22 protein-coding genes and 1 pseudogene are annotated in these 19,831 nt (G+C 63.4%); 15 read left to right on the top strand and 8 right to left on the bottom strand.

Annotated features, from left to right (window positions below; translation table 11 throughout):
* Window positions 1-155: 155 nt before the first annotated feature.
* Window positions 156-1,052 (top strand): LysR family transcriptional regulator, encoded by an 897-nt coding sequence (locus CK219_RS21980; RefSeq protein ID WP_095768902.1) that lies wholly within the window; start codon window positions 156-158, stop codon window positions 1,050-1,052.
* Between the two features lie 216 nt (window positions 1,053-1,268).
* Here the strand turns inward: CK219_RS21980 and CK219_RS21975 are convergent, their stop codons facing one another.
* From CK219_RS21975 to CK219_RS21965, 3 genes are read right to left on the bottom strand one after another with little or no spacing between them, the layout of a single operon-like run.
* Window positions 1,269-2,084: an alpha/beta hydrolase gene (locus CK219_RS21975; RefSeq protein ID WP_095768834.1), complete on the bottom strand. Its 816-nt coding sequence runs from the start codon at window positions 2,082-2,084 to the stop codon at window positions 1,269-1,271.
* A 10-nt stretch (window positions 2,085-2,094) separates the two neighbouring features.
* A complete protein-coding gene (locus CK219_RS21970) occupies window positions 2,095-3,579 on the bottom strand; it encodes an NAD-dependent succinate-semialdehyde dehydrogenase (RefSeq protein WP_095768833.1) in 1,485 nt (494 codons plus the stop codon).
* Window positions 3,580-3,594: 15 nt separating this feature from the next.
* A complete protein-coding gene (locus tag CK219_RS21965; protein WP_095768832.1) occupies window positions 3,595-4,821 on the bottom strand; it encodes an iron-containing alcohol dehydrogenase in 1,227 nt (408 codons plus the stop codon).
* Window positions 4,822-4,956: 135 nt separating this feature from the next.
* Between CK219_RS21965 and CK219_RS21960 the strand changes: the two genes are divergently transcribed.
* Both CK219_RS21960 and CK219_RS21955 read left to right on the top strand, forming a co-directional pair.
* A complete protein-coding gene (locus tag CK219_RS21960; RefSeq protein WP_095768831.1) occupies window positions 4,957-5,655 on the top strand; it encodes a GntR family transcriptional regulator in 699 nt (232 codons plus the stop codon).
* A 107-nt stretch (window positions 5,656-5,762) separates the two neighbouring features.
* Complete coding sequence (locus CK219_RS21955; RefSeq protein ID WP_095768830.1) at window positions 5,763-6,356, top strand: DJ-1/PfpI family protein; 594 nt, start codon at window positions 5,763-5,765, stop codon at window positions 6,354-6,356.
* 158 nt (window positions 6,357-6,514) lie between these two features.
* Here the strand turns inward: CK219_RS21955 and CK219_RS21950 are convergent, their stop codons facing one another.
* The gene (locus CK219_RS21950; protein ID WP_095768829.1) at window positions 6,515-7,279 is read right to left on the bottom strand and encodes an SDR family oxidoreductase; all 765 of its coding nucleotides are present in this window, start codon (window positions 7,277-7,279) and stop codon (window positions 6,515-6,517) included.
* 290 nt (window positions 7,280-7,569) lie between these two features.
* Between CK219_RS21950 and CK219_RS21945 the strand changes: the two genes are divergently transcribed.
* The 8 genes from CK219_RS21945 (at window position 7,570) to CK219_RS21910 (ending at window position 14,377) form a co-directional block, all read left to right on the top strand.
* The gene (locus CK219_RS21945) at window positions 7,570-7,842 is read left to right on the top strand and encodes a hypothetical protein (RefSeq protein ID WP_095768828.1); all 273 of its coding nucleotides are present in this window, start codon (window positions 7,570-7,572) and stop codon (window positions 7,840-7,842) included.
* A gap of 294 nt (window positions 7,843-8,136) precedes the next feature.
* Window positions 8,137-9,339 (top strand): ABC transporter substrate-binding protein, encoded by a 1,203-nt coding sequence (locus tag CK219_RS21940; protein WP_095768827.1) that lies wholly within the window; start codon window positions 8,137-8,139, stop codon window positions 9,337-9,339.
* A gap of 77 nt (window positions 9,340-9,416) precedes the next feature.
* Window positions 9,417-10,283, top strand: a complete 867-nt coding sequence (locus tag CK219_RS21935; RefSeq protein WP_095768826.1) for a branched-chain amino acid ABC transporter permease — start codon at window positions 9,417-9,419, stop codon at window positions 10,281-10,283.
* Between the two features lie 7 nt (window positions 10,284-10,290).
* A complete protein-coding gene (locus tag CK219_RS21930) occupies window positions 10,291-11,271 on the top strand; it encodes a branched-chain amino acid ABC transporter permease (RefSeq protein WP_095768825.1) in 981 nt (326 codons plus the stop codon).
* A 3-nt stretch (window positions 11,272-11,274) separates the two neighbouring features.
* Complete coding sequence (locus CK219_RS21925) at window positions 11,275-12,054, top strand: ABC transporter ATP-binding protein (protein WP_095768824.1); 780 nt, start codon at window positions 11,275-11,277, stop codon at window positions 12,052-12,054.
* Window positions 12,051-12,773 carry an ABC transporter ATP-binding protein gene (locus CK219_RS21920; protein WP_095768823.1) on the top strand — a complete coding sequence of 241 codons (723 nt, stop codon included), beginning with the start codon at window positions 12,051-12,053 and terminating at the stop codon, window positions 12,771-12,773. The genes CK219_RS21925 and CK219_RS21920 overlap by 4 nt, the downstream gene beginning before the upstream one ends.
* 11 nt (window positions 12,774-12,784) lie before the next feature.
* Entirely contained in the window at window positions 12,785-13,528 is a 744-nt protein-coding gene (locus CK219_RS21915; RefSeq protein WP_095768822.1) for an aspartate/glutamate racemase family protein, read from the top strand.
* A gap of 141 nt (window positions 13,529-13,669) precedes the next feature.
* Window positions 13,670-14,377, top strand: coding sequence for a GntR family transcriptional regulator (locus tag CK219_RS21910; RefSeq protein WP_095768821.1), 708 nt, complete (start codon window positions 13,670-13,672; stop codon window positions 14,375-14,377).
* 46 nt (window positions 14,378-14,423) lie between these two features.
* Here the strand turns inward: CK219_RS21910 and CK219_RS21905 are convergent, their stop codons facing one another.
* Window positions 14,424-15,326 carry an SDR family oxidoreductase gene (locus CK219_RS21905; protein WP_095768820.1) on the bottom strand — a complete coding sequence of 301 codons (903 nt, stop codon included), beginning with the start codon at window positions 15,324-15,326 and terminating at the stop codon, window positions 14,424-14,426.
* Window positions 15,327-15,407: 81 nt separating this feature from the next.
* On the opposite strand from CK219_RS21905, the gene CK219_RS21900 reads away from it, so the two are divergent.
* On the top strand, window positions 15,408-16,262 hold the full coding sequence (locus tag CK219_RS21900) for a helix-turn-helix transcriptional regulator (protein WP_245340575.1): 855 nt from the start codon (window positions 15,408-15,410) through the stop codon (window positions 16,260-16,262).
* Window positions 16,263-16,373: 111 nt separating this feature from the next.
* Window positions 16,374-16,709, top strand: coding sequence for a hypothetical protein (locus tag CK219_RS21895; RefSeq protein ID WP_176477114.1), 336 nt, complete (start codon window positions 16,374-16,376; stop codon window positions 16,707-16,709).
* A gap of 13 nt (window positions 16,710-16,722) precedes the next feature.
* On the opposite strand, the pseudogene CK219_RS32250 reads toward CK219_RS21895, so the two are convergent.
* Both CK219_RS32250 and CK219_RS21885 read right to left on the bottom strand, forming a co-directional pair.
* A pseudogene (locus CK219_RS32250) lies at window positions 16,723-16,824 on the bottom strand (GlxA family transcriptional regulator); the annotation flags it as partial.
* Window positions 16,825-16,847: 23 nt separating this feature from the next.
* Window positions 16,848-17,828, bottom strand: coding sequence for a LysR family transcriptional regulator (locus CK219_RS21885; protein ID WP_095768819.1), 981 nt, complete (start codon window positions 17,826-17,828; stop codon window positions 16,848-16,850).
* Between the two features lie 85 nt (window positions 17,829-17,913).
* Here CK219_RS21885 and CK219_RS21880 point away from each other — a divergent pair, with 85 nt between their 5' ends.
* Together CK219_RS21880 and CK219_RS21875 are read left to right on the top strand one after the other, a co-directional pair.
* The gene (locus CK219_RS21880; protein ID WP_095768818.1) at window positions 17,914-18,744 is read left to right on the top strand and encodes a class I SAM-dependent methyltransferase; all 831 of its coding nucleotides are present in this window, start codon (window positions 17,914-17,916) and stop codon (window positions 18,742-18,744) included.
* Window positions 18,745-18,756: 12 nt separating this feature from the next.
* A complete protein-coding gene (locus CK219_RS21875) occupies window positions 18,757-19,260 on the top strand; it encodes a hypothetical protein (RefSeq protein ID WP_095768817.1) in 504 nt (167 codons plus the stop codon).
* Here CK219_RS21875 and CK219_RS21870 read toward each other — a convergent pair.
* Window positions 19,257-19,796 (bottom strand): Lrp/AsnC family transcriptional regulator, encoded by a 540-nt coding sequence (locus tag CK219_RS21870; RefSeq protein WP_095768899.1) that lies wholly within the window; start codon window positions 19,794-19,796, stop codon window positions 19,257-19,259. The two genes, CK219_RS21875 and CK219_RS21870, sit on opposite strands and share 4 nt — an antisense overlap.
* Window positions 19,797-19,831 lie beyond the last annotated feature (35 nt).

Here is a 19,831-nt window from a genome sequence, read left to right as displayed (position 1 = left end):
ACGCCAGCCGCGACGATCGGTGTCCGCTGTTCGGAATGGGCCGCGCTTGTCAGCGTGGGCTATGACGATCGCCCGTGCTACTCAAATACGAGATGCTGTTCGATGTATTGGACACATGCTTTGGAAGGCGCACCTCGGCGGTGCTGGATTGCACCATGATCGACTGGGATGACGTTCGCCACTTTCTTGCCGTCGCGCGCGGAGGCTCCGTGCGGGCTGCCGCTGAGCGCCTCGGTGTGAACCACTCGACCGTGCTGCGACGCATCGCCCAGCTCGAGGAACGCCTCGGGGTGCACATGTTCGAAAAGCTGCCTTCGGGCTACCGCCTGACGGCTGCGGGCGAGGAGGTCCTTGAGTTCGCGGACCAGATGGAAGCGTCGTCGCACCTGCTGGAGACGCGCATCTTTGGGCGCGACCAGAGCGTGCGCGGGCTTCTGCGGGTGACGCTGGCGCCGCCCCTCGCAACACACCTGCTCATGCCGGACTTCGCCGAGTTCGCGCGTCTGCATCCAGACATCGAGATGGACATCTTGTCGTCCGGCGAGCTGGCAAATCTGACCAACCGAGAGGCCGACGTCGCGATTCGCGTCGTCTACGACCGCAAAACCCTGCCGCTCAATCTTCACGGCCTGAAGGGGCCGGAGGTGTTCGGCGGCGTCTATATGTCTCGCGATCGGCTGGCCGCGTGGCGTGCGGGCGCGCCTGATCCGATCCGATGGATCGTCATAAGCATTCATGGAATTCCGGATTGGGCGAGCGACGGCGAGGTTCGCACCACCGGGGTTCCATTCAGAACCACGGACGGCGAGGCGCAGATCGTTGCCGTCCGGCAAGGGCTCGGGATGACCACGCTGCCGTGCTTCGTGGGCGATGCCGACCCTCTACTGGTGAGGGTGCCGGGAACCGACCTGCACATGTACGGAACGCTCTGGCTTCTCACGCAGGGGGAGTCCCGCAAGACGAAGCGCGTGCGGCTCTTCACCGAGTTCATGTCCCGCAGGCTTGCCGCGCACGCGCCGCTTCTCGCCGGGCTGTCCATATCGCGCGACTGACGCGCGGCAGGTCGCCGGAGACGCTTGCGCATCTGATGGTTCGGGCGACGGCAGCCTTCAACGCGGGGAACTTTTTGAGCGGCTACGGTCTCTTACGGTTTGACGCTTTTGTCGCCATAGCCGCCCCATGCAGCCGGCGCGCTTGCGGCCTGCGCCGCTTGAGCGGGATTGAGCGCAGCATTCCACTTCGCAGGCCAGCGGTATCTGGATAGGGCTCTATGTGGCGATGAGCTTGGCCAGACGATCCGATGCCTCGGTTCCACTCACTCCAAGGTCGCGAACGCTGCTCATGTGATTGGCACCGGAGAGGGCGGTTTGAGAGACTGCCAGCCCTTGTTTTCGCAGATGCTTCGCAAATGCCTCGGCCTGGCTGTGGAACGGCGGCGTTTCCTCGGCTCCAACAGCAATCTCGACCTCTACGGCGGGATCGAAGCGATGTGTCAGCGGCGACAGGCTGGCGGCCTCCTCGTCCGTTATGGCGATCTCGGCGGCAAGGAAGGAGGTCTGCAGAGGCTTCAGCTCGTACAAGCCGCCAAGCAGCAGCGCGCCTTTAACGCTTGATGATCGGCCGTCATCGTTGAACAGCATCGTCGCCAGATGGGCGCCGGCGGAGTGCCCGCTGACCGTCAGGCGGCCGCAATCGCCGCCATGCTCGGCGATGTGCTCGAGCACCCAACGCTTGGCTCGGCGCACCTGCTCGACGATGGCGGCCATCCTCACCGAGGGCATCAGTGAATAGTCGACGATGATCGCGATCGCGCCCGCCCGCGTCACCGTGTCCGCGACATAGGAATAATCGCGCTTGGAGAACATGCGCCAGTAGCCGCCGTGGATGAACATGTGCACCGGCAGGCGATCGCGTTTTCCCAGGGGAAAGAACAGATCGACGGTTTCGGCGGCGTCCGGTCCGTAGGCGACATCGGCGACGATCGGGATTTTCGCCCGGGTCTCCGCACTGCGGTGAACGATCTCGGCGACGATATCGTCGAACTCCGTAACGTGGTCGCGGATGCGAAAGGGATCCCTGGTCACGCCTGCGCCCTCACATCGTCACGGCGATATATTTGGCTTCCAGGAACTCGCTGATGCCGTGCTTTTGCCCGCCCTCGCGTCCCAGGCCGCTCTGCTTGACGCCGCCGAAGGGAGCCGCAGGGTCGGACATCAGGCCCCGATTCAGCGCTATCATACCCGACTCGATCCTTGATGCCACGCGCATGCCCTTGGCCAGATCGCGCGTATAGATATAGGCCGCCAACCCGTATTCGGTGTCGTTGGCGCGCGCGATGACTTCGGCCTCATCGTCGAAGCGCATGATTGGAGCGACGGGACCGAATATTTCCTCGTGCGCCATCTCCGAATCCGGGGCAACGTCGCAAAGAACCGTCGGCGGGTAGAAAAAGCCCTTGTCATCCGAGGCTGCGCCTCCGCACAGCACCTTTGCACCGCGACGGACCGCGTCTTTGACGAGCCGGTCGATTTTCTCGATGGCTTTGCGAGTGATCATCGGGCCGCATTCGGTCTCGACGTCCGTGCCGGGGCCTACCTTGAGGGCGGCCATGCGCTTGCGCAGTCCCTCCGCGAAAGCATCATGGATACCCGCCTGGACATAAAGCCGGTTGGCGGCAGTGCATGCTTCGCCGGCGTTGCGCATCTTGGCAATCATCGCTCCGTCGAGCGCTGCCTCCAGGTCGGCGTCGTCGAACACGACAAAGGGAGCGTTGCCGCCAAGCTCCATCGAACAGGAGATGACGTGCCTGGCGGCTTCGGCCAGAAGAACGCGCCCAACGCCGGTGGAGCCGGTGAACGAGAGTTTGCGCACTCGCGGGTCGGCGAGCATGGCAGCGGTCAGCGGTCCCGGATTGGACGTGGTGAGAACGTTCACGACACCGGGCGGGACGCCGGCGTCCTCATACAGCGCGGCAAGCGCATAGGCAGTCAGCGGCGTTTCGCTGGCGGGCTTCAGGATCACGGTACAGCCGGCTGCGAGCGCCGGCGCGATCTTGCGTGTGGCCATGGCAGCTGGAAAATTCCATGGCGTGATGAGCACACATATGCCTATCGGCTGGTAGTCGATGACGATGCGGTTTGCGCCGGAAGGCGCAAGGCCGAACTCGCCGCTGATGCGAACCGCTTCCTCGGCGTTCCACCGAAAGAACTCGGCCGCATAAGCGACTTCGCCGCGTGCATCGCGCAGCGCCTTGCCGTTCTCCAACGAAATCAGCACGGCCAACGTCTCCGCCCGCTCGGTCATCAGTTCGAAGCAACGTCTCAGGATCTCCGACCGTTTGCGTGGGGCGGTTTCGCGCCAGGCAGCCGCCGCCTTGGCCGCGGCGTCGACGGCGGCGGCGGCGTCAGCCAGCGTAGCATCGGGAACAGCCGCGATGACGGATTCCGTCGATGGATCGACCACCTCGATAACGCGCCCGTCCGACGAGGGCCGCCATTGCCCGCCGATATAGAGCCCGTGTGAGAACGTGGCATATTCGGAGACGTCCTCCTCATCCAAAAGCCCTGGAGAAGCGTTCATCAGGTGCCTCCTGTTTCACATCAGACTGGCGGGCATATCGCCGTCATAGGCCGCTTGCACCAGCCGTCGCATCGCGGCGGCGTCGAAAGGGCGGGGGTTGTTCTTGATCAGGCGGTCGATGCCAAGCGCCTGCTCGGCGGTCCACTCGATCTTGCCGGCAGGCAAGCCCAGCTCGGCTAGCGTCCGTGTGATGCCGATCGAGCCGAAAAGCCGTGAGACCTCTGCGATGGTCGCGGAAGCCCTGTCCTTGAGTTCAATGTCGGCATGGGGAAGACCGAGTGCTGCACCAACCTCGGCAAACTCGCTGGCGGCGGCGGGCAAGTTGTAGTTCATCACATAGGGAAGCATGGTCGCCACCCCCAACCCATGCGGCGTGTGGGTGAGCGCGCCAACCGGATATTGCACGGCATGGGCGGCGGCCGTCCCGGCCGTGCCGAAGGCGCAGCCGGCCGCCAAGGCGCCCATCATCACATCGGCGCGCGCATCCTCGTCCGCACCGTCCCGGTAGGCCCTTTCCAGGCTGCGGCCAAGAAGCTTGACGGCCAATAGCGCGAAATGGTCGGTGAGAGCGCTCTTGCCCACAAAAACGTGCTGCTGCGGCAGTGTCGGATCGGTTCCGCGTCTCGCCGCCGTAAAGGCTTCGATGGCGTGCGTCAGGGCATCGGCGCCTGCAATTGCCGTGAGCGCGGGCGGGCAAGTCGCGGTCAGCTCCGGGTCGCATAGCGCGACGGCGGCGATGAGGTGAGGACTTGAAATGCCGACCTTCAGCAGGCGCTCCGGATCGGAGATGACGGCTACGGGCGTCACCTCCGAGCCGGTGCCGGCGGTGGTCGGCACGGCAATCAGCGGCAGCGTTGGGCCCGGGACCTTGAACTCGCCATAGTAGTCCTGAAGCCTGCCGCCATGACTGATCAGCAGCGCCGCGCATTTGGCCATGTCGAGGCAGCTTCCGCCACCGATCCCAACGACCATGTCGGGTTTGAAATCCTTCGCCTCGGCAACACAGACCGCGACGCTGTCCCGAGGCACGTCCGGCAGAGTGCGGTCATGGACAAGGATTTCAACCGAGGTATTCCTCAGCGCGGCCATCATCTCGCCGAATATGGCCGTTGCCGCGAAGCGCTCGTCCGTGCAGACGAGCGCGCGCTTGCCATGCCTAGATGCGACCTGCGGCAGCACCTGGCGCTGGCCTTTGCCGAATAAGATTTCACGCGGCAATCGCGCTGCGGCGAACAAGGTCATCGAGCGAGCCCTTCCAGTATGGATCGGCGATCCATCGCTTCCATTTAGGCGTATCCGCTATAAAATCGTATAGGATATAGGATTGAATTGGCCGGAGCATCGTGTTAGTGGTCCTTCCTGTCAAGAGGCAAAAAGATGCAGAACCCCGATGTGAAGCTTGATGATGACGCGCGGCCGACGGGCAGAATCCAGCGCGCAAATAGCCTCGCGGGAGACGTCTACGAGGCGATCTTCCAGCAGCTCATGTCGCTCAAGATCGCGCCGGGGTCCCGCATAACCGTGGACAATCTCGTCCGGGAGCTGGATGTCTCGCATACGCCGATCCGCGAGGCTCTCGGGCGTCTGGAAGGCGAAGGCCTGGTGATCAAGACCCATCTGATCGGCTATCGCGCCGCACCGCAGATCACACGCCGGCGTTTTGACGAGCTTTACGAATTGCGCCTTTTGCTTGAGCCTGCCGCCGCGGCCAAGGCAGCGGCCGGCCTGGACGCTGCCCGGCTGGCGGCCCTGCAAGAGGCGGCGGGGGTCATGACCCGCCGCGAGGGCAGGGACGAGCGCCTTCGCTATTCCAACTTCGCCCGCCAGGATGCGATCTTCCATGACAAGATCATGGAGTTCGCGCAGAACGAGATCATCCGCGAGACGCTGAACCACCAGCACACGCATTTTCACATTTTCCGGCTGATGTACCACTCGCGCGTAACCGAGGAGGCTCTCGACGAGCACGAAGCCATTCTCTCGGCTTTCGCAGCCGGCGATGCGAACGCGGCGCGAAGGGCCATGCGGGTGCACATCGAGAACTCGCGCGACAGGCTCCTGCCTGCGTTCGAATAGGCGGCCGGACGTTCCAAGCGGGTGAAACATGCCCTTTGCTGACATCCACAATCCGATGCCCAAAACCAAGGCGCGCCTTGCACTGCCACGCAACCGAGAGGAAGACCATGCCAGCCAAAAAGATACTGATGCTGACCGGAGAGTTCACCGAGGAATACGAAATCTTCGTCTATCAGCAGGCCATGGAAGCCGTAGGCCACACCATCCATGTCGTGTGCCCCGACAAGAACGCCGGAGACCGGATCAAGACCTCGCTGCACGACTTTGAGGGCGACCAGACCTATACCGAGAAGCCCGGACACTACGCGCTGATCAACAAGACGTTTTCGGAGGCGGAAAGGCAGATCGACCAGTATGATGCGGTCTACTGCGCCGGCGGCCGCGGACCGGAATACATCCGCACCGACAAGCGCGTTCAGGCCATGGTCCGCCACTTCCACGAGACCGGCAAGCCGATCTTCACGATCTGCCACGGCGTGCAGATTCTGATAGCGGTGGATGGTGTCGTGCGCGGCAAGAAGGTCGGTGCGCTGGCGGCCTGCGAGCCGGAGGTCACCCTTGCGGGCGGCACCTATATCGACCTCTCGCCCACCGACGCCTATGTAGACGGCACGATGGTTTCGGCCAAAGGGTGGACCGCACTTGCTGCCTTCATTCGTGAGTGTCTGAAGGTGCTCGGCACGGAAATCCACCATAACTAGCCACTGCCGGCCGCTGCGCTTGAGAAGGCGGGCGACCTGGCACAAATGCAACGGCGGATCCCGGTTTCGGGTCGGATCGCGACGCGTTTCCCGCGGCCCTTTGCAAGGGCCGCGACGTCCTTCGATTCAAGTACGAAGCGCGCCGCGCTTCGCTTCTGCTACCAGCACACGAAGCCGCCATCCACGATAAGATCGATGCCGGTAACGAAAGACGCGGCTCGACTGGCCAGAAACACCGCCGGGCCTATCATCTCCTCGGGTGCCGCGAGGCGACCCATGGGCGTATCGCGCTCGAAGTTCTTCACTTGCTCGGCCACTTCCGGCCTGCGGTTCATCGGGGTCAGTGTGTATCCGGGGCTGAGCACGTTGAGCCGCAGTCCGCGGTCCGACCATTCCATCGCCAGGCTCTTGGTCATGTGAATGACCGCTGCCTTCGACGAGTTGTAGTGCGTCTGGAGGAGACCACGGTTGACGATCGAGCCGGATATGGAGGCCACGTTGATGATCGATCCCTTGCGGCGCGGCAGCATCACGCGAGCCTCGGCCTGGCAGGATAAGAACACACCGCCGACATTGATGCCGTAAAGTTCTTCCCACGTGGCCAGCGGCAAGGTCTCGGCCGCGTGTGCGCCGCCTATACCTGCATTGTTGACGGCAACCGTAAGCGCGCCGAGCTCCCTTTCGATACGCTCGACGGCGGCGGCAAGATCGGTTTCCGACGTCACCGAGCCGGTTATCGCAAGCGCCTTGCGGCCGAGCGCGGTGATCCTCTGCGCCGTCGCCTCGAGCCCTCCCTTCGAGGCGTGACCGAAGCACGCGACGTCGGCACCGGCCTCCGCAAGGCCGACCGCTATCGCCTGACCGATGCCGCTGCCGGCGCCGGTGACCAGCGCGACGTCGCCATCTAGTTTGAACAAGTCCATTGGGGTAGCTCCTTCCTAATTCCTTGATCGCAATCGGGCGAACATACAGGAGTCTTGGTCTCGGCTGCGGTTTTTGTCGCACCCCATCCTTGCTGGTCGCTCAAATGCTGCTGCTGAACGTGGCGGCGATCGATCGACACCTCGAGCGCGAACTGCTCCCCTATCCATGATGCGCATCGCACAAATTTCTGTGTCGAGGAACTCACCGGCCGCGAGTGCGAAACGGGAACTTTTGTTCCACTGGCGATTTTGGCTATGCTGCAGATCCGAATTGCCAGAAGGTCGCTGCCATGACGAAATATTTTGCAATCGCCGCGCTCGTGCTTGCCGCAGCAGCCATGATGGCGGGCCCGGCCGCCGCTGGCGAACAGCATCGCTACCGCGTCGTCAAACAGGAGCGTTATGTTCCAGCCAGCGACGACATCATCGAGACGCTGTTCGGCGGTCCGCGCTATTACGATCAGCAGATGACCACCACGGCGGCGGGCGCCTGCGCGTATCACCGCGTCGGACCGGACGCGAATGCGGTGAACTACATCAACGATAACTATTGCGGGAAGTAGGATTCCCTGGGGGCGGCGTTCCTCGGAGCGTTTTCGACAAGCCTCGACCCTCTTTGCGTTATGGTCTCTGCGAACTTATCGGAGTTCGCCGGGGTGGCTGTGGTTGGCCGGACGTGGCCTCTTTTGAATACCGATCCTCTCGCGGGTCTGCGGGTCATCGCACACAGTCGACCCAGACATTGTATACAATAATGAAGAAAGATGTTGACAATCGACCTCGGCCGGTTTCCCTTACGCTATACGCGCAGCCTACGAGCAAAACACAAAGCGCGATAACCAAGGGGAACTGAAACTATGATCAACCGTCGCTCGACTCTGAAATCAATGGCGCTCGGCGCCGTCTCGACCCTGGCGCTTGCCGCTCTCGGCATTTCGTCCGCGCAGGCTGAAAACAAGGAACTGAAGATCGGCTTCGTCGGCGTTACCAGCGGCCCCGCTGCCGCCTGGGGCACGTCGAATGTGCGCTCGATGCAGACCCGCGCCGCCTGGATCAACGAGACAGGTGGCGTCAAGATCGGCAACGACACCTACAAGATCAATATCGTGACCTTCGACGACCAGAAGGATCCCAAGCGCGCCATCGCCGGCATGGAGAAGATGGCGCAGGAAGGCATCCACTATGTCGTCGGGCCGAATGTCGATGACGGCGCCGCCGCGGTGCGCCCCGTCGCCGAGGCCAACGGCATCATTTATTTTCCCTACGCTTTCCCCAAGGCGCTCTACCAGAAGCCGGCCTCCAATGCGGTGCTCGGGATGATCGCCAACTATCAGTCAGGCCCTGCGATCTACAAATATCTCAAGGAAAACAAAGGCGTGAAGAAGATCGCCTTTGTCGCGGCCAATGAATCCGACCCGCTCAGCCAGCGCGACAGCGGTGTCGAGGCGGCGAAGGCACTTGGACTGGAAGTCGTCGCCCAGAACGACACCTACCAGAATGACACCCGCGACTTCACGCCAGTGCTGACGCCGATCGTCGCCTTGAAGCCCGACCTGCTCGTCCTGTCCGGCGTGGCCCCGGCCAACGCGCCGCTGCTCATCCGCGCCGCCCGCGAGCTCGGCTATGAAGGCCTGATCTCGACGGAAACCGCGCAGGACGCCAAGGTCCTGGAGGAGGGCGCCGGCGAATACGCCAACGGCTTCATCTCCGTCGGCGGCGCCTCCACGCCGGAGATCGCCTCGGACGCGATGAAGGAATTCGTCGCCCGCTACACCAAGATGTTCGGCGAATACAACGACGAGTCAAACACCAAGGTCTATGCGCTCGAATACATCATCGAGACCTTGAAGGCCAATCCGGCGGCCATCAACAACGTCGAGGAATTCAAGAAGACCATGGACACTTTCTCGGCGCCCAATCCCTTCCTGAAGGGCGACGCGAAGCTCAGCTATGTCGGCATGACCTCCTTCGGCCAGAAGCGCCAGCTTTCGGTGCCGATGGTGGTCAATGAATATAAGGACGGCGCTTTCCAGACCTTGTTCGTCGGTTCCGTCGACTAGCGCCACCTTCGAGCGTCATTCCTCCAGCTTGCCGCGGGGTCCGATAGGCCGGACCCCGCGGAAGATCGAAGGTATCCATGGAACAGGTCATCGCCAACGGATTGTATCTCGGTGCCCAATACGCGCTGATCGCGCTGGGCTTGACCCTGATCTTCGCCCTGATGAACGTGCTCAATTTCGCTCACGGGCAGATGTATGTGCTGGGCGGGTTCATCACCTACACTGTCTACGGCCAGCTCGGCCTGCCTTTCGTGGTCGCGCTGCTCGCCTCTGGCGTCACGCTCGCCATCATCGGCGCGCTGATGGAGAAATTCCTCTTCCGCACCGTCATCAGGCGCAGCCATCGCGAGGAGAGCACCATGCTGCTCGCTGCCGCGACGGCCTTTTTCTTCGACGCCGTCATCCTGCTTCTGTTCGGCGAAAAGCAGCGCGGCGTTCCCAAGATAGTCAAGGGCGTCTTCAACGATGCCGGCATCATCATGCCTTACGATCGTATGGTCGTCGGCGTGCTGGCGATCGTCTTCATCGCCGCCTTCGTGCTCTATATGCAGTACAGCCGGGTTGGGCGGGCCATGCGCGCGCTTGCCCAGGATCGCGTCGCGGCCCAGCTGATGGGCGTCCGCGTCGATCGCTATTCGATGATCGGCTTTGCCATGGGCGCAATGCTCGCGGGCGTCGTCGGCGGGCTGCTGGTCACCATCACCGGCGTCAATTCGGGCATTGGCGGGCCGATCTCGATCAAGGCCTTCCTGATGGTGATGATCGGCGGCGCCGGCGTCGTCGGCGGCGCGATCGCTGGCGGCTTCATCCTAGGCATGATGGAGTCGGTCGGCCTCACCGTGCTGCGCGAATATGGCGACATCACCTATCTCGTCATCTTCGCCGCCCTGATGGTGTTCCTGTCGATCCGCCCCAACGGGCTGATGGGCAAGCCGTGGGGTTGATGGCGCAATGACCCGCAATCGCAATATCAAAATCGCATCGGTCGCGGCCTTCCTGGCGATCGTCTTCATCGCCGTGCCGGCCGCGATCTCGGCAAGCGGCCACTTCGACCTCTATTACACGCTGACCTCGGTGGCGTTGCTCAGCATCGCCAGCGCCGGTGTTTGGCTCACCTTCTATATCGGCCGCATCAACATCGGCCAGGGCGCCTACGCGCTGATGGGCGGCTATATCTCGGCCATACTGGTGATGAACTATGGCTGGTCGTTCTGGTTGACCTTGCCGGTGGCCGGACTTTTTTGCGCCGCTGCGAGCGTGCTGATCGGCCTGCCGATCCTGCGGCTGCGTGGCGTCTATTTCGCCATGGTCACGCTGGTGCTGACCGAGGTGGCGCGGCTGCTCGCGCTGGCGCTGCCGATCACCAACGGCGCCAAGGGCATCGTCAGCATCCCGCTGCCCGGCGCGCTGTCGGTCTTCGGCCTGACCATCATTCCGGATTTCGCCACGCTGCAGAATTCGCGGCTTGCCTTCTATCTTCTGGCGGTCACGCTGATGGTGATCTGCTTCGGGGTGATGTACCGGCTGGTCAATTCGCGCATCGGCAAACTTTGCCAGTCGCTGCAGCAGAATGAGGAACTGGCCTCCTCGATCGGCGTCAACATCGCTTATCTGCGCATCATCGCCTACGCCGTGTCGTCCTTCTTCGGCGGCGTGGCCGGCGCCATCTTCGCCGCCATCTCGCAATCGATCTATCCGTCGAGCTTCACGGTCACCGATTCCGTCAACTTCATGCTGAACTGTTTCCTCGGCGGCCTCGGCTATGTGTTCGGGCCGATGCTTGGCACGCTGGTGCTCTATTTCGGCTGGGACCTCTTGTTCCAGACGGGCCAATTCCAACTGCTCATCTATTCCGGCCTGATGATCGTCCTGATGCTGGTGCTGCCCAACGGCCTGCTCAGCCTCGCGGCTTCGATCCGGAAGAAGGCTTGAGCCATGGCCGAAATGCTCGAAGTCTCTGGCATCACCAAGCGCTTCGGCGGTCTGGTCGCTGTCAACAACATTTCCTTCTCGGTGCGCGAGAAGGAAATCCTGTCGGTGATCGGCCCGAACGGCGCCGGCAAGTCGACTTTGTTCAAGCTGATCTCGTCGTTCCTCAAGCCCACGACGGGCGAGGTGCGCCTGAAGGGCGAACGCATCTCAGGCATGGCGCCGCATATCGCCGCCCGCAAGGGCGTCGTGCGCACCTTTCAGGAGACCACCATCTTCAAGAACATGAGCGTGCGCGACAACGTCGTCATCGCGCATCACCTGCGCTCGAAGGCAAGCCTTCTCGGCTTTTTCCTCGGCACCGGCGTGGCGAAGGCCGACGAGGTGGCCTTCGGCGCCTCCGCCGACGAAATCCTGGCGCTGCTCGGCCTCTCCTCGCTTGCCAATGAGACCGCCCGCAACCTGCCGCACGGCCATTTACGGGCGCTGGGCATCGCCATCGGCCTTGCCACCGATCCTTCGATCTTGCTGCTCGACGAGCCCTTCGCCGGCATGAACCACGACGAAACGATGCGCATGGTGGCGATGGTGCGGCGCCTGCGCGATCTCGGCCTCACCATCTTGCTCGTCGAGCACGATATGCCGGCCGTGATGAAAATCTCGGACCGCATCGTGGTCCTCAATTTCGGGCAGAAGATCGCCGAAGGAACGCCGTCGGAAATCCAGGCCAACGAGAAGGTGATCGAAGCCTATCTGGGCAGCGAAGACGAGGCGATCGGCCTATGAACCAGATCCTGAACTTCGCCAATGTCGAGCTTTATTACGATCACGTGTATGCGCTGAAAGGCGTCTCGCTCGAGGTCAACGAGGGCGAGACCGTCGCGCTGATCGGCGCCAACGGCGCCGGCAAGTCGTCGATCCTTCGCGCCATCACCGGCTTGCGCAAGATCAGGTCAGGCGAGATCCATTATGGCGGCAAGCGCATCGACGCCGCCGCCCCCGACGAAATCGTCAAGATGGGTATCGCCATGGTGCCGGAAGGACGCCGCGTCTTCCCCTTCATGTCGGTCAGGGACAACCTCCTGATGGGCGCTTTCACCCGCACCAGCAAATCCGAGATCGCCGCGTCGATGGAGATGGTTCTGGGGCGCTTTCCGCGGCTGAAGGAGCGCTTCTCGCAGGCCGCCGGCACGATGAGCGGCGGCGAACAGCAGATGCTGGTCATCGGCCGCGCGCTGATGGCGAAGCCGAAGCTCCTGCTGCTTGACGAGCCGTCGCTCGGCGTCGCGCCAAAACTCGTCCAGGACATCGCCCGCTCGATCGTCGCCATCAACCGCGATGAGAAGGTCAGCGTGCTGCTGGTTGAGCAGAATTCGCGCATGGCGCTGCGTATCTCGCAGCGCGCTTATGCGCTCACCACCGGCAGCGTCGCGCTGAGCGGCAACTCCGCCGAATTGCTGACCGACGACCGGGTCAAGCGTCTTTATCTCGGCGGCGAGATCTGAGGCTGATTTCAATGCGCATACTCGTCATCAACCCCAACACGACCGCCTCGATGACCGTCAAGATCGGCGAGGCGGCGCAAAGCGTCGCCTCCGCGGGAACCGAAATCCTGGCGGTCAATCCGGCCGACGGTCCGCCAAGCATCGAGGGCTACTTCGACGAGGTCTTCGCCGTGCCGGGCATCATTGCCGAGATGAGCAAGGCGCCGGCGGCCGATGCCTATGTGATTGCCTGTTTCGACGACACCGGGCTCGACGCAGCGCGCTGTGCCAGCGGAGCCCCCGTTATCGGCATCGGCGAGGCGGCGTTCCATATGGCGAGCCTGATCGCCGGCAAGTTCAGCGTCGTCACCACGCTTGCCCGCTCGGTGCCCGCAATCGAGCACAATCTGGCGAAATACGGTCTCGCCTCGCGCTGCGCCAAGGTGCGCTCGTCGGAAGTCGCCGTGCTTGAGCTCGAACGTCCGGGCTCGAATGCAAGGCACAAGATATCGCAGGAGATCGCGCGCGCCATAAGCGAGGATCATGCCGAAGCCATCGTGCTCGGCTGCGCCGGCATGGCCGACCTTGCCAAAAGCCTTTCGGAAGAACATGGCGTTCCGGTGCTCGATGGCGTCGTCTGTGCCGTCACGCTGGCCGAGAGCCTGTGCAAGGTGGGCTTGAGGACATCGAAGATCGGCGGCTATGCCGCGCCGCGCGGCAAACAGTTCGCCGGCATGTTCGCACCGCTGTCGCCCACGGAAGTCGAAGTCGTCTAGTCTAGGCGGCTTCATGCTGGCGGACGGCCGGCCGGCGCCCGGGCAGGTGGGATTGACCGCCGCGCGAGCGATACTAGATTGGACGGGCTGCCGGCGATTTGGGGGGCAGATCGGGCCATTTCGGGCCTGCGCATTGAAAGCATGTTGACGGTACTCAAGGAAGAAGATCGAGACGACAGGCCGGCTGCGCGCTGGTCGCCGATCTATTATGGGCTGAGGGACGCCATCGTCAGCCATCGTCTCGCGCCGGGTACCAAATTGCCGGAAGACGAGTTGGCCTCGATCTATTCGGTGAGCCGCACGGTGGTCCGGTCCGCGCTGCAGGCCCTTGCCCATGACCGGCTGGCACGGCTGGAGCCAAATCGCGGCGCCTTTGTCGCGCAGCCGTCGAAGATCGAGGCCCGGGAGGTGTTCGAGGCGAGGGCGCTGATCGAACCCAAGGTGGCCGCGCTCGCCGCCAGGACGGCGGTGCCGTCCGATATCGTGCAATTGCGGTCACACCTGGAGAAGGAGCACGACGCGCTGCATGCCGGCCGCGACAGCGACGCCATCATGCTGTCGGCGCGCTTCCACGTCGGCATCGCCGAGATCGCCGCGCATTCGGTATTCACCAACTTCGTGCGCGACCTCGTCTCGCACTCCTCGCTGATCATCGCGCTCTACTGGAAGCGCCGCGACGCCACCTGCGAGAAGCACGCCCATCACGCGCTGGTCGACGCGATCGAGGCCGGCGACAGTGCCGACGCCGCGGCCTTGATGAACAGCCATCTGGTCGACCTGCTGTCCGGACTCGACCTTACCGACAAGGTGGAGAAGTCCGACAGCCTGGCGGATCTGCTTCGAGCTTAGAGCGAACGGCGGTTCAGCCGGGTCGCTGACCCGCCGGAGGACCAGTCTAGGCTGCGGCCGCCTGCTTGTAATCCATTCGCTCGAGATCGGCGATGAGGCCGGGTCCGGTCGGCTGCCAGCCGAGATGCGCGCGCGTCCATTCGCTCGACGCTTGCATGTCGAGGCCGGCGAACATGGCAAGCCATCCGAAATGGTCGGCAGCCTCTTCCTGCGACAGCGAGACCACCGGCACGTTGAGACCGGCACCGATCACTTCCGCGATCTCGCGCACCGGGATGCCTTCCTCGGCGACGGCGTTGTAGCGAACGCCGGCTTCCTGCTTATCCAGCGCCAGACGGTATAGCTTCGCGACGTCCAGCACATGCGCCGCCGACCACCGGTTGCGGCCTTCGCCAAGATAGGCGGACACGCCCTTGGCGCGCGTCTGCGCGATCAGCGGTGTGATCAGGCCCTGCTTCACCGTGTCATGCACCTGCGGCAACCGCACCACCGACACCTTGACGCCCTTCTCGGCCATCGCCGCGCCGGTGAGCTCCGACAGGATACGCGGATTGGGATGGTCGGTGTTGAACACGTCTTCTCTCGCCGGCTGTCCGTGCTCGGTGGAACCCATGCCCACACCGGACGTGATGATCAGCAACCGGTCCGAGCCGGCCAGCGCGCCGCCCAGCGCTTCGATGGCGCGCTTGTCCTTCTCGCAATTCGCCGCGAAATTCGAGAAATTGTGGTCGAAGGCGGTGTGGATCACCGCATCCGATTTCGCCGCGCCGTCGCGCAGGCTGTCGAGGTCTTCGAGGTCGCCGCGATGCGGCTCGGCGCCGGCGGCAACAAGCGACCGCGCGCCTGCATCGGAGCGGGTCAGGCCAAGCACCTTATGGCCGGCGGCAAGAAGTTCGGGCACGATCCTGGAACCGATGAAGCCGGTCGCGCCGGTAAGGAATACACGCATGGGAAGGTCTCCTGTGGTTGTTCGGAGGCCTTATTTGCGCTATACACCATTCTGTTAAAGTAGTGATTTTATCATGGTATAATGGCCAACAGGATCCCGATGGCGCTCGAAACGACCAACAAGCTTGGCACTTTCTTGCGAGATCGCCGCATGCGCCTCGATCCCGCCGCCTTCGGCTTCGCCACGGGGCGCCGGCGCACACAAGGTTTGCGCCGCGAGGAGGTGGCGCAGCGCGCCAATATCAGCCCGACCTGGTACACCTGGCTGGAGCAGGGGCGGGGCGGCGCGCCGTCTGCCGACGTGCTCAACCGCATCGCCACCGGGCTGATGCTGACCGAGCCCGAACGTGAGCATTTGTTCATGCTGGGTCTCGGGCGGCCTCCGGAAGTTCGCTATAAAAACGTGGACAGCGTGACGCCGCGACTCCAGCGTGTCCTCGACGCTTTGGACCCCAGCCCGGCGATCATCAAGACCGCGACCTGGGATGTGGTTGCCTGGAACCGTGCGGCGGCCGCGATGCTGACGGACTATTCCAAGCTGCCGCGCGGGCAGCGCAACATCCTGCGCCTGATGTTCGGCAATTCGCGCGTGCGTGACGCGCAGGACGACTGGCAGAGCGTCGCGCGTTTCGTGGTCGGATCCTTCAGAGCCGACGCCGTCCGCGCCGGCGCCGGCGCGGAGGTCACGGAACTGGTCGAGGAGCTTTCCAGGATCAGCCCCGAGTTCGCGGCACTGTGGCGCGACAATGACGTCGTTGCGGCGCATGGCGAGGGCGTGAAGCGTCTGCGGCATCCCGAGATCGGACTGATCGAGCTGGAGTTCTCGGTCTTCGCGGTCGACGGCCGCCCGGAACTCGGCATGATCGTCTACAATCCCGTCACGCAGTCGGATGCGGAACGTATTCGATCACTGATCGCATCTCGCGCCGCAGAATGATGGCCGCCATGCGCGGTGTTCCGCCAAGGTGCGGCGAAGCGGAAAACAGGTCACAAAGGCGACCCGGTTAGGATAATATCCACCGCCCGACTCCTTCGTGGAAGATGTCCTATGACCTTGAATGAGCTTAGTTGGTCGCCCTCTGAAAAGAAAGTTGCCCGCGCCGCATATGACAAGGCCCTTGAGAGGGCACTGGCCAGCATCATGACCGAATTCAAAAGACGGGCGAACGCCGCGACCACACCCTCCGAGATGTGGGAGGTCGAGGACTATCTGAAGGAGCAACGTCGCGATTTGGATCGGACGTTCGACTATCGCTATTCGCAACTGACCGTCGTTTTCGCAACTCTCATCCGGCAAGGATATCTGGACGAGGACTTACTCTCGGGTCTGTCGCAAGAAAAACGCGAGGAGATCCGCAGAATGCTTGCGTGGCACAAGGGATAAGGGTTTAGAAGCGTTACCTTCGCGCCCCCGCACGCCGGATCGCTTGCGGTGGTTGGCCGAAGCTCCTCATGAAGGCGCGGCGCATGCGGCCGGCATCGCCGAAGCCGCTCTGTTCGGTCGAGCGGCTTATTGCCTGGCTCAACCGCCTTCACGGGCCTTCGAAGCGTCAGCTTTGCCGCCGCCTGCCCGAGCGCTTCGGGGGACGTCAGCGCCGCCCGGCTGCCTGATGTGGTCGATGAAAGCGCGCAGCTTGGGCAGCACTTGGTGCCTTTCCGGATAATACAGGAAAACGCCCGGCGTGGTTACCGCGAAGCGGCCGAGCAGCGCCTGCAGTCGCCCGTCGGCGATCGGCGCTTCGGCGATCGGGCCCGGCACCTGTGCCAGCCCGACACCCTGGATCGCCGCGCCGAGCAGCGACGGATAGTCGTGCGCGATGAGCGGTCCCGACACGATTGCCTCGACGGCCTTGTTGCCGTCGACAAAAGACCAGGGCGCGACCGAACCATTCGAGCGGCGCAGGCGCAGGCAGGCGTGGTCGCGCAGGTCCTCGATGCGCTCGGGCGCCGCGCGTTGGCGCAAGTAGTCCGGACTGCCGACGACCGCCATCGGAAAGGAGGGCGTCAGACGGACCGCGACCATGTCGGGCGCGATCAAGTCGCCCATCCGGATGCCGGCGTCGAATCCCTCGGCGGCGAGATCGGCGAGCTCGCCGCTGGCGACGATCTCCAGCTCGATCTCGGGATAGGTCTGGCAGAAGGAGGCGACCATCGGCTCCAGCAGCATCGGCACCACGGCCGGCGGTACCGAGAGGCGCAAGAGCCCCGCCGGCCGCTGGCCCATCCCGCGCGCGATCTCGCTCGCCGCGATCAGTTCCTCGAAGGCGGGCCGTGCGCGGGCGAAGAAGCGCTCGCCGGCTTCGGTAAGGCCGACGCTGCGCGTCGTGCGGATGAACAGCGCGGCACCGATGCGCGCCTCGAGCGTTCGTATCGCCTGGCTGATCGCTGACGGCGTGACGGCAAGCTCGGCCGCTGCCTTGCGGAAATTGCGATGCCTTGCGACGCTCAGGAATGCTTCGACGCCGTCGAGCGCGCCGTGCCTGACTGTGAAGTTCTGCTTCATGACCCATCGACATTATCGTGGATAGTGGTTCGCGGAAAGCGGCCGTATTTCTTCCATGACTTTGGAAGCCTGAAGGGAAGCGGCAATGACCGATGAACTCGATCGCGTGCGCGATCACTATCGCGCGACCGGCTTGACCGGTCGATTGAAGAACGCACTGGCGGTGTTTGGGCCTGAGCAACAGCGGCTGAAGCCCGAACAACTGGCGACCCTCGACCAGTTCCATACCCGCGGGCTGGCCGCGACGGCGGAGCTCGCCGATCTTGCCGCCATCAAGGCCGATATCTCCGTGCTCGACGTCGGATCGGGCGTCGGCGGGCCGGCCAGGTTTCTTGCCGAGACCTATGGCTGCGCGGTGACCGGCGTCGATCTCAGCGAACCCTTCGTCGAAGCCGCGCGCTACCTGACCACGCGCACCGGCCAAGACGACAAAGTGTCGTTCGAAGCCGGCAGCGCGCTGGCGCTGCCTTTCGAAGACCGCCGTTTCGATGCCGCGCTCCTGCAGCATGTGGCGATGAACATCGCCGACCGGCCGTTGCTCTACCGCGAGATCAGGCGCGTGCTGAAACCGGGTGGAAAATTCGCGACCTTCGACGTCGTGCTCAATGGCGGCGATCCGCACTATCCGGTGCCCTGGGCGAAGACGCCGCGCGAAAGCTTCCTGCTGACGGCCGAGGCGACCTGCGAGGCGATCGAAGCCGCCGGCTTCGGCACGCTAGTCCGTCGCGACGACACGGCTGCCGCCAAGGCCTGGTTCGCCGAGCTCCGTGCCTCCGGCCCGCCGCCTTCGCTCAATCTCGGGGTCGTCATGGGGCAGGGTTTCGCCGACTTCGCCACCAATCTCGGGCGCAATCTCATGGAGGGACGGCTGGGCATTCTGACGGCAGTGTTCGAGGCGGTTCCGGCCAAGGCTTGATAGGGGGCGAAGATGTCACCTGCGATGATCTTCAACATCCATCTCGTGCTCGGCTACGTGCCGTGGCTGCTTTGCTTCGCCGCCTATATCTGGCCAAGGCTGAGGTCGATGGAGCCGATAGAGGCGCAGCGCGCCATCGCAACGCTGCACAGCTTCCGCTTCTTCGGGCTCGTCTTCCTCATGCCGGGCGTCGTGGGCCCCGACCTTGCCCCTGCCTTCGCAAGCTTCGCCGCCTATGGCGACTTCGCCACCGGCTTGCTCGCCATGCTGGCGCTATTCACTGTGGCGAGGCCCGCGCTCTTCTGGCCGTTGGTCGTCGCCTTCAACCTTGCGGGCGTGGTGGACCTTGTCGGCGACTACTATCTCGGCACGGTGCTCGACCTTCCTGGCCATGCCGGACAGCTGGGCGCGACCTATGCGATCCCGATCCTCTACGTGCCGCTGCTGATGATCACGCATGTCGCGGCGTTCTATCTGCTGGCGCGTTCCAGGCGCCACCAGATCGCGGCGACTTAATAAACCGGCGTCGCCATATGCTTCGGCGCCGGCCATTCGTTCGTGATCTCGGGCTGCACTGGCCGCTCGAGATAGGTCGACAGCACCACATAGCTGCGCGTCGAGGTCACGCCGGGCGTATCGTAGAGACGGGCCAGCAGGCCCTCCAGCGCGCGCGTATCCTCGGTGCGCACCTTGAGCAGCATGCAGGTGTCGCCGGCGACCGTGTGGATCTCCTCGACCTCCGGATATTTGGAGACCGCCATCAGCTCCGGCGTCTTGCCCCAGCCTCTGGTGTCGATATGCACAAAGGCGAGCAGCGGCTTCTTCACCGCCCTCGGATCGATGATCGCCGATGTGGCGCGGATGGCGCCGCTGCGCTTCAGCCGCTTAACCCGCTCATGCGCCGCCGGCGGCGACAGGCCGACCCGTTCGCCGAGCTCGGCATAGCTAATGGTCGCGTCCTCGACGAGGACGCCTAATATCTTTCGGTCGATAGGGTCGACCTCGCGGGCCGGATACTTGTTCCGCTGAATGTCATCTGTTTCTGTGTCCATATGGAAATTCTCCATTGATGCGGAATTTAATTCGG

Source organism: Mesorhizobium sp. WSM4313, from assembly GCF_002294725.1.
Classification (GTDB): domain Bacteria; phylum Pseudomonadota; class Alphaproteobacteria; order Rhizobiales; family Rhizobiaceae; genus Mesorhizobium.
The sequence above is the reverse complement of the archived record's forward strand: the minus strand, read 5'-3'. Positions and strand labels throughout refer to the sequence as shown.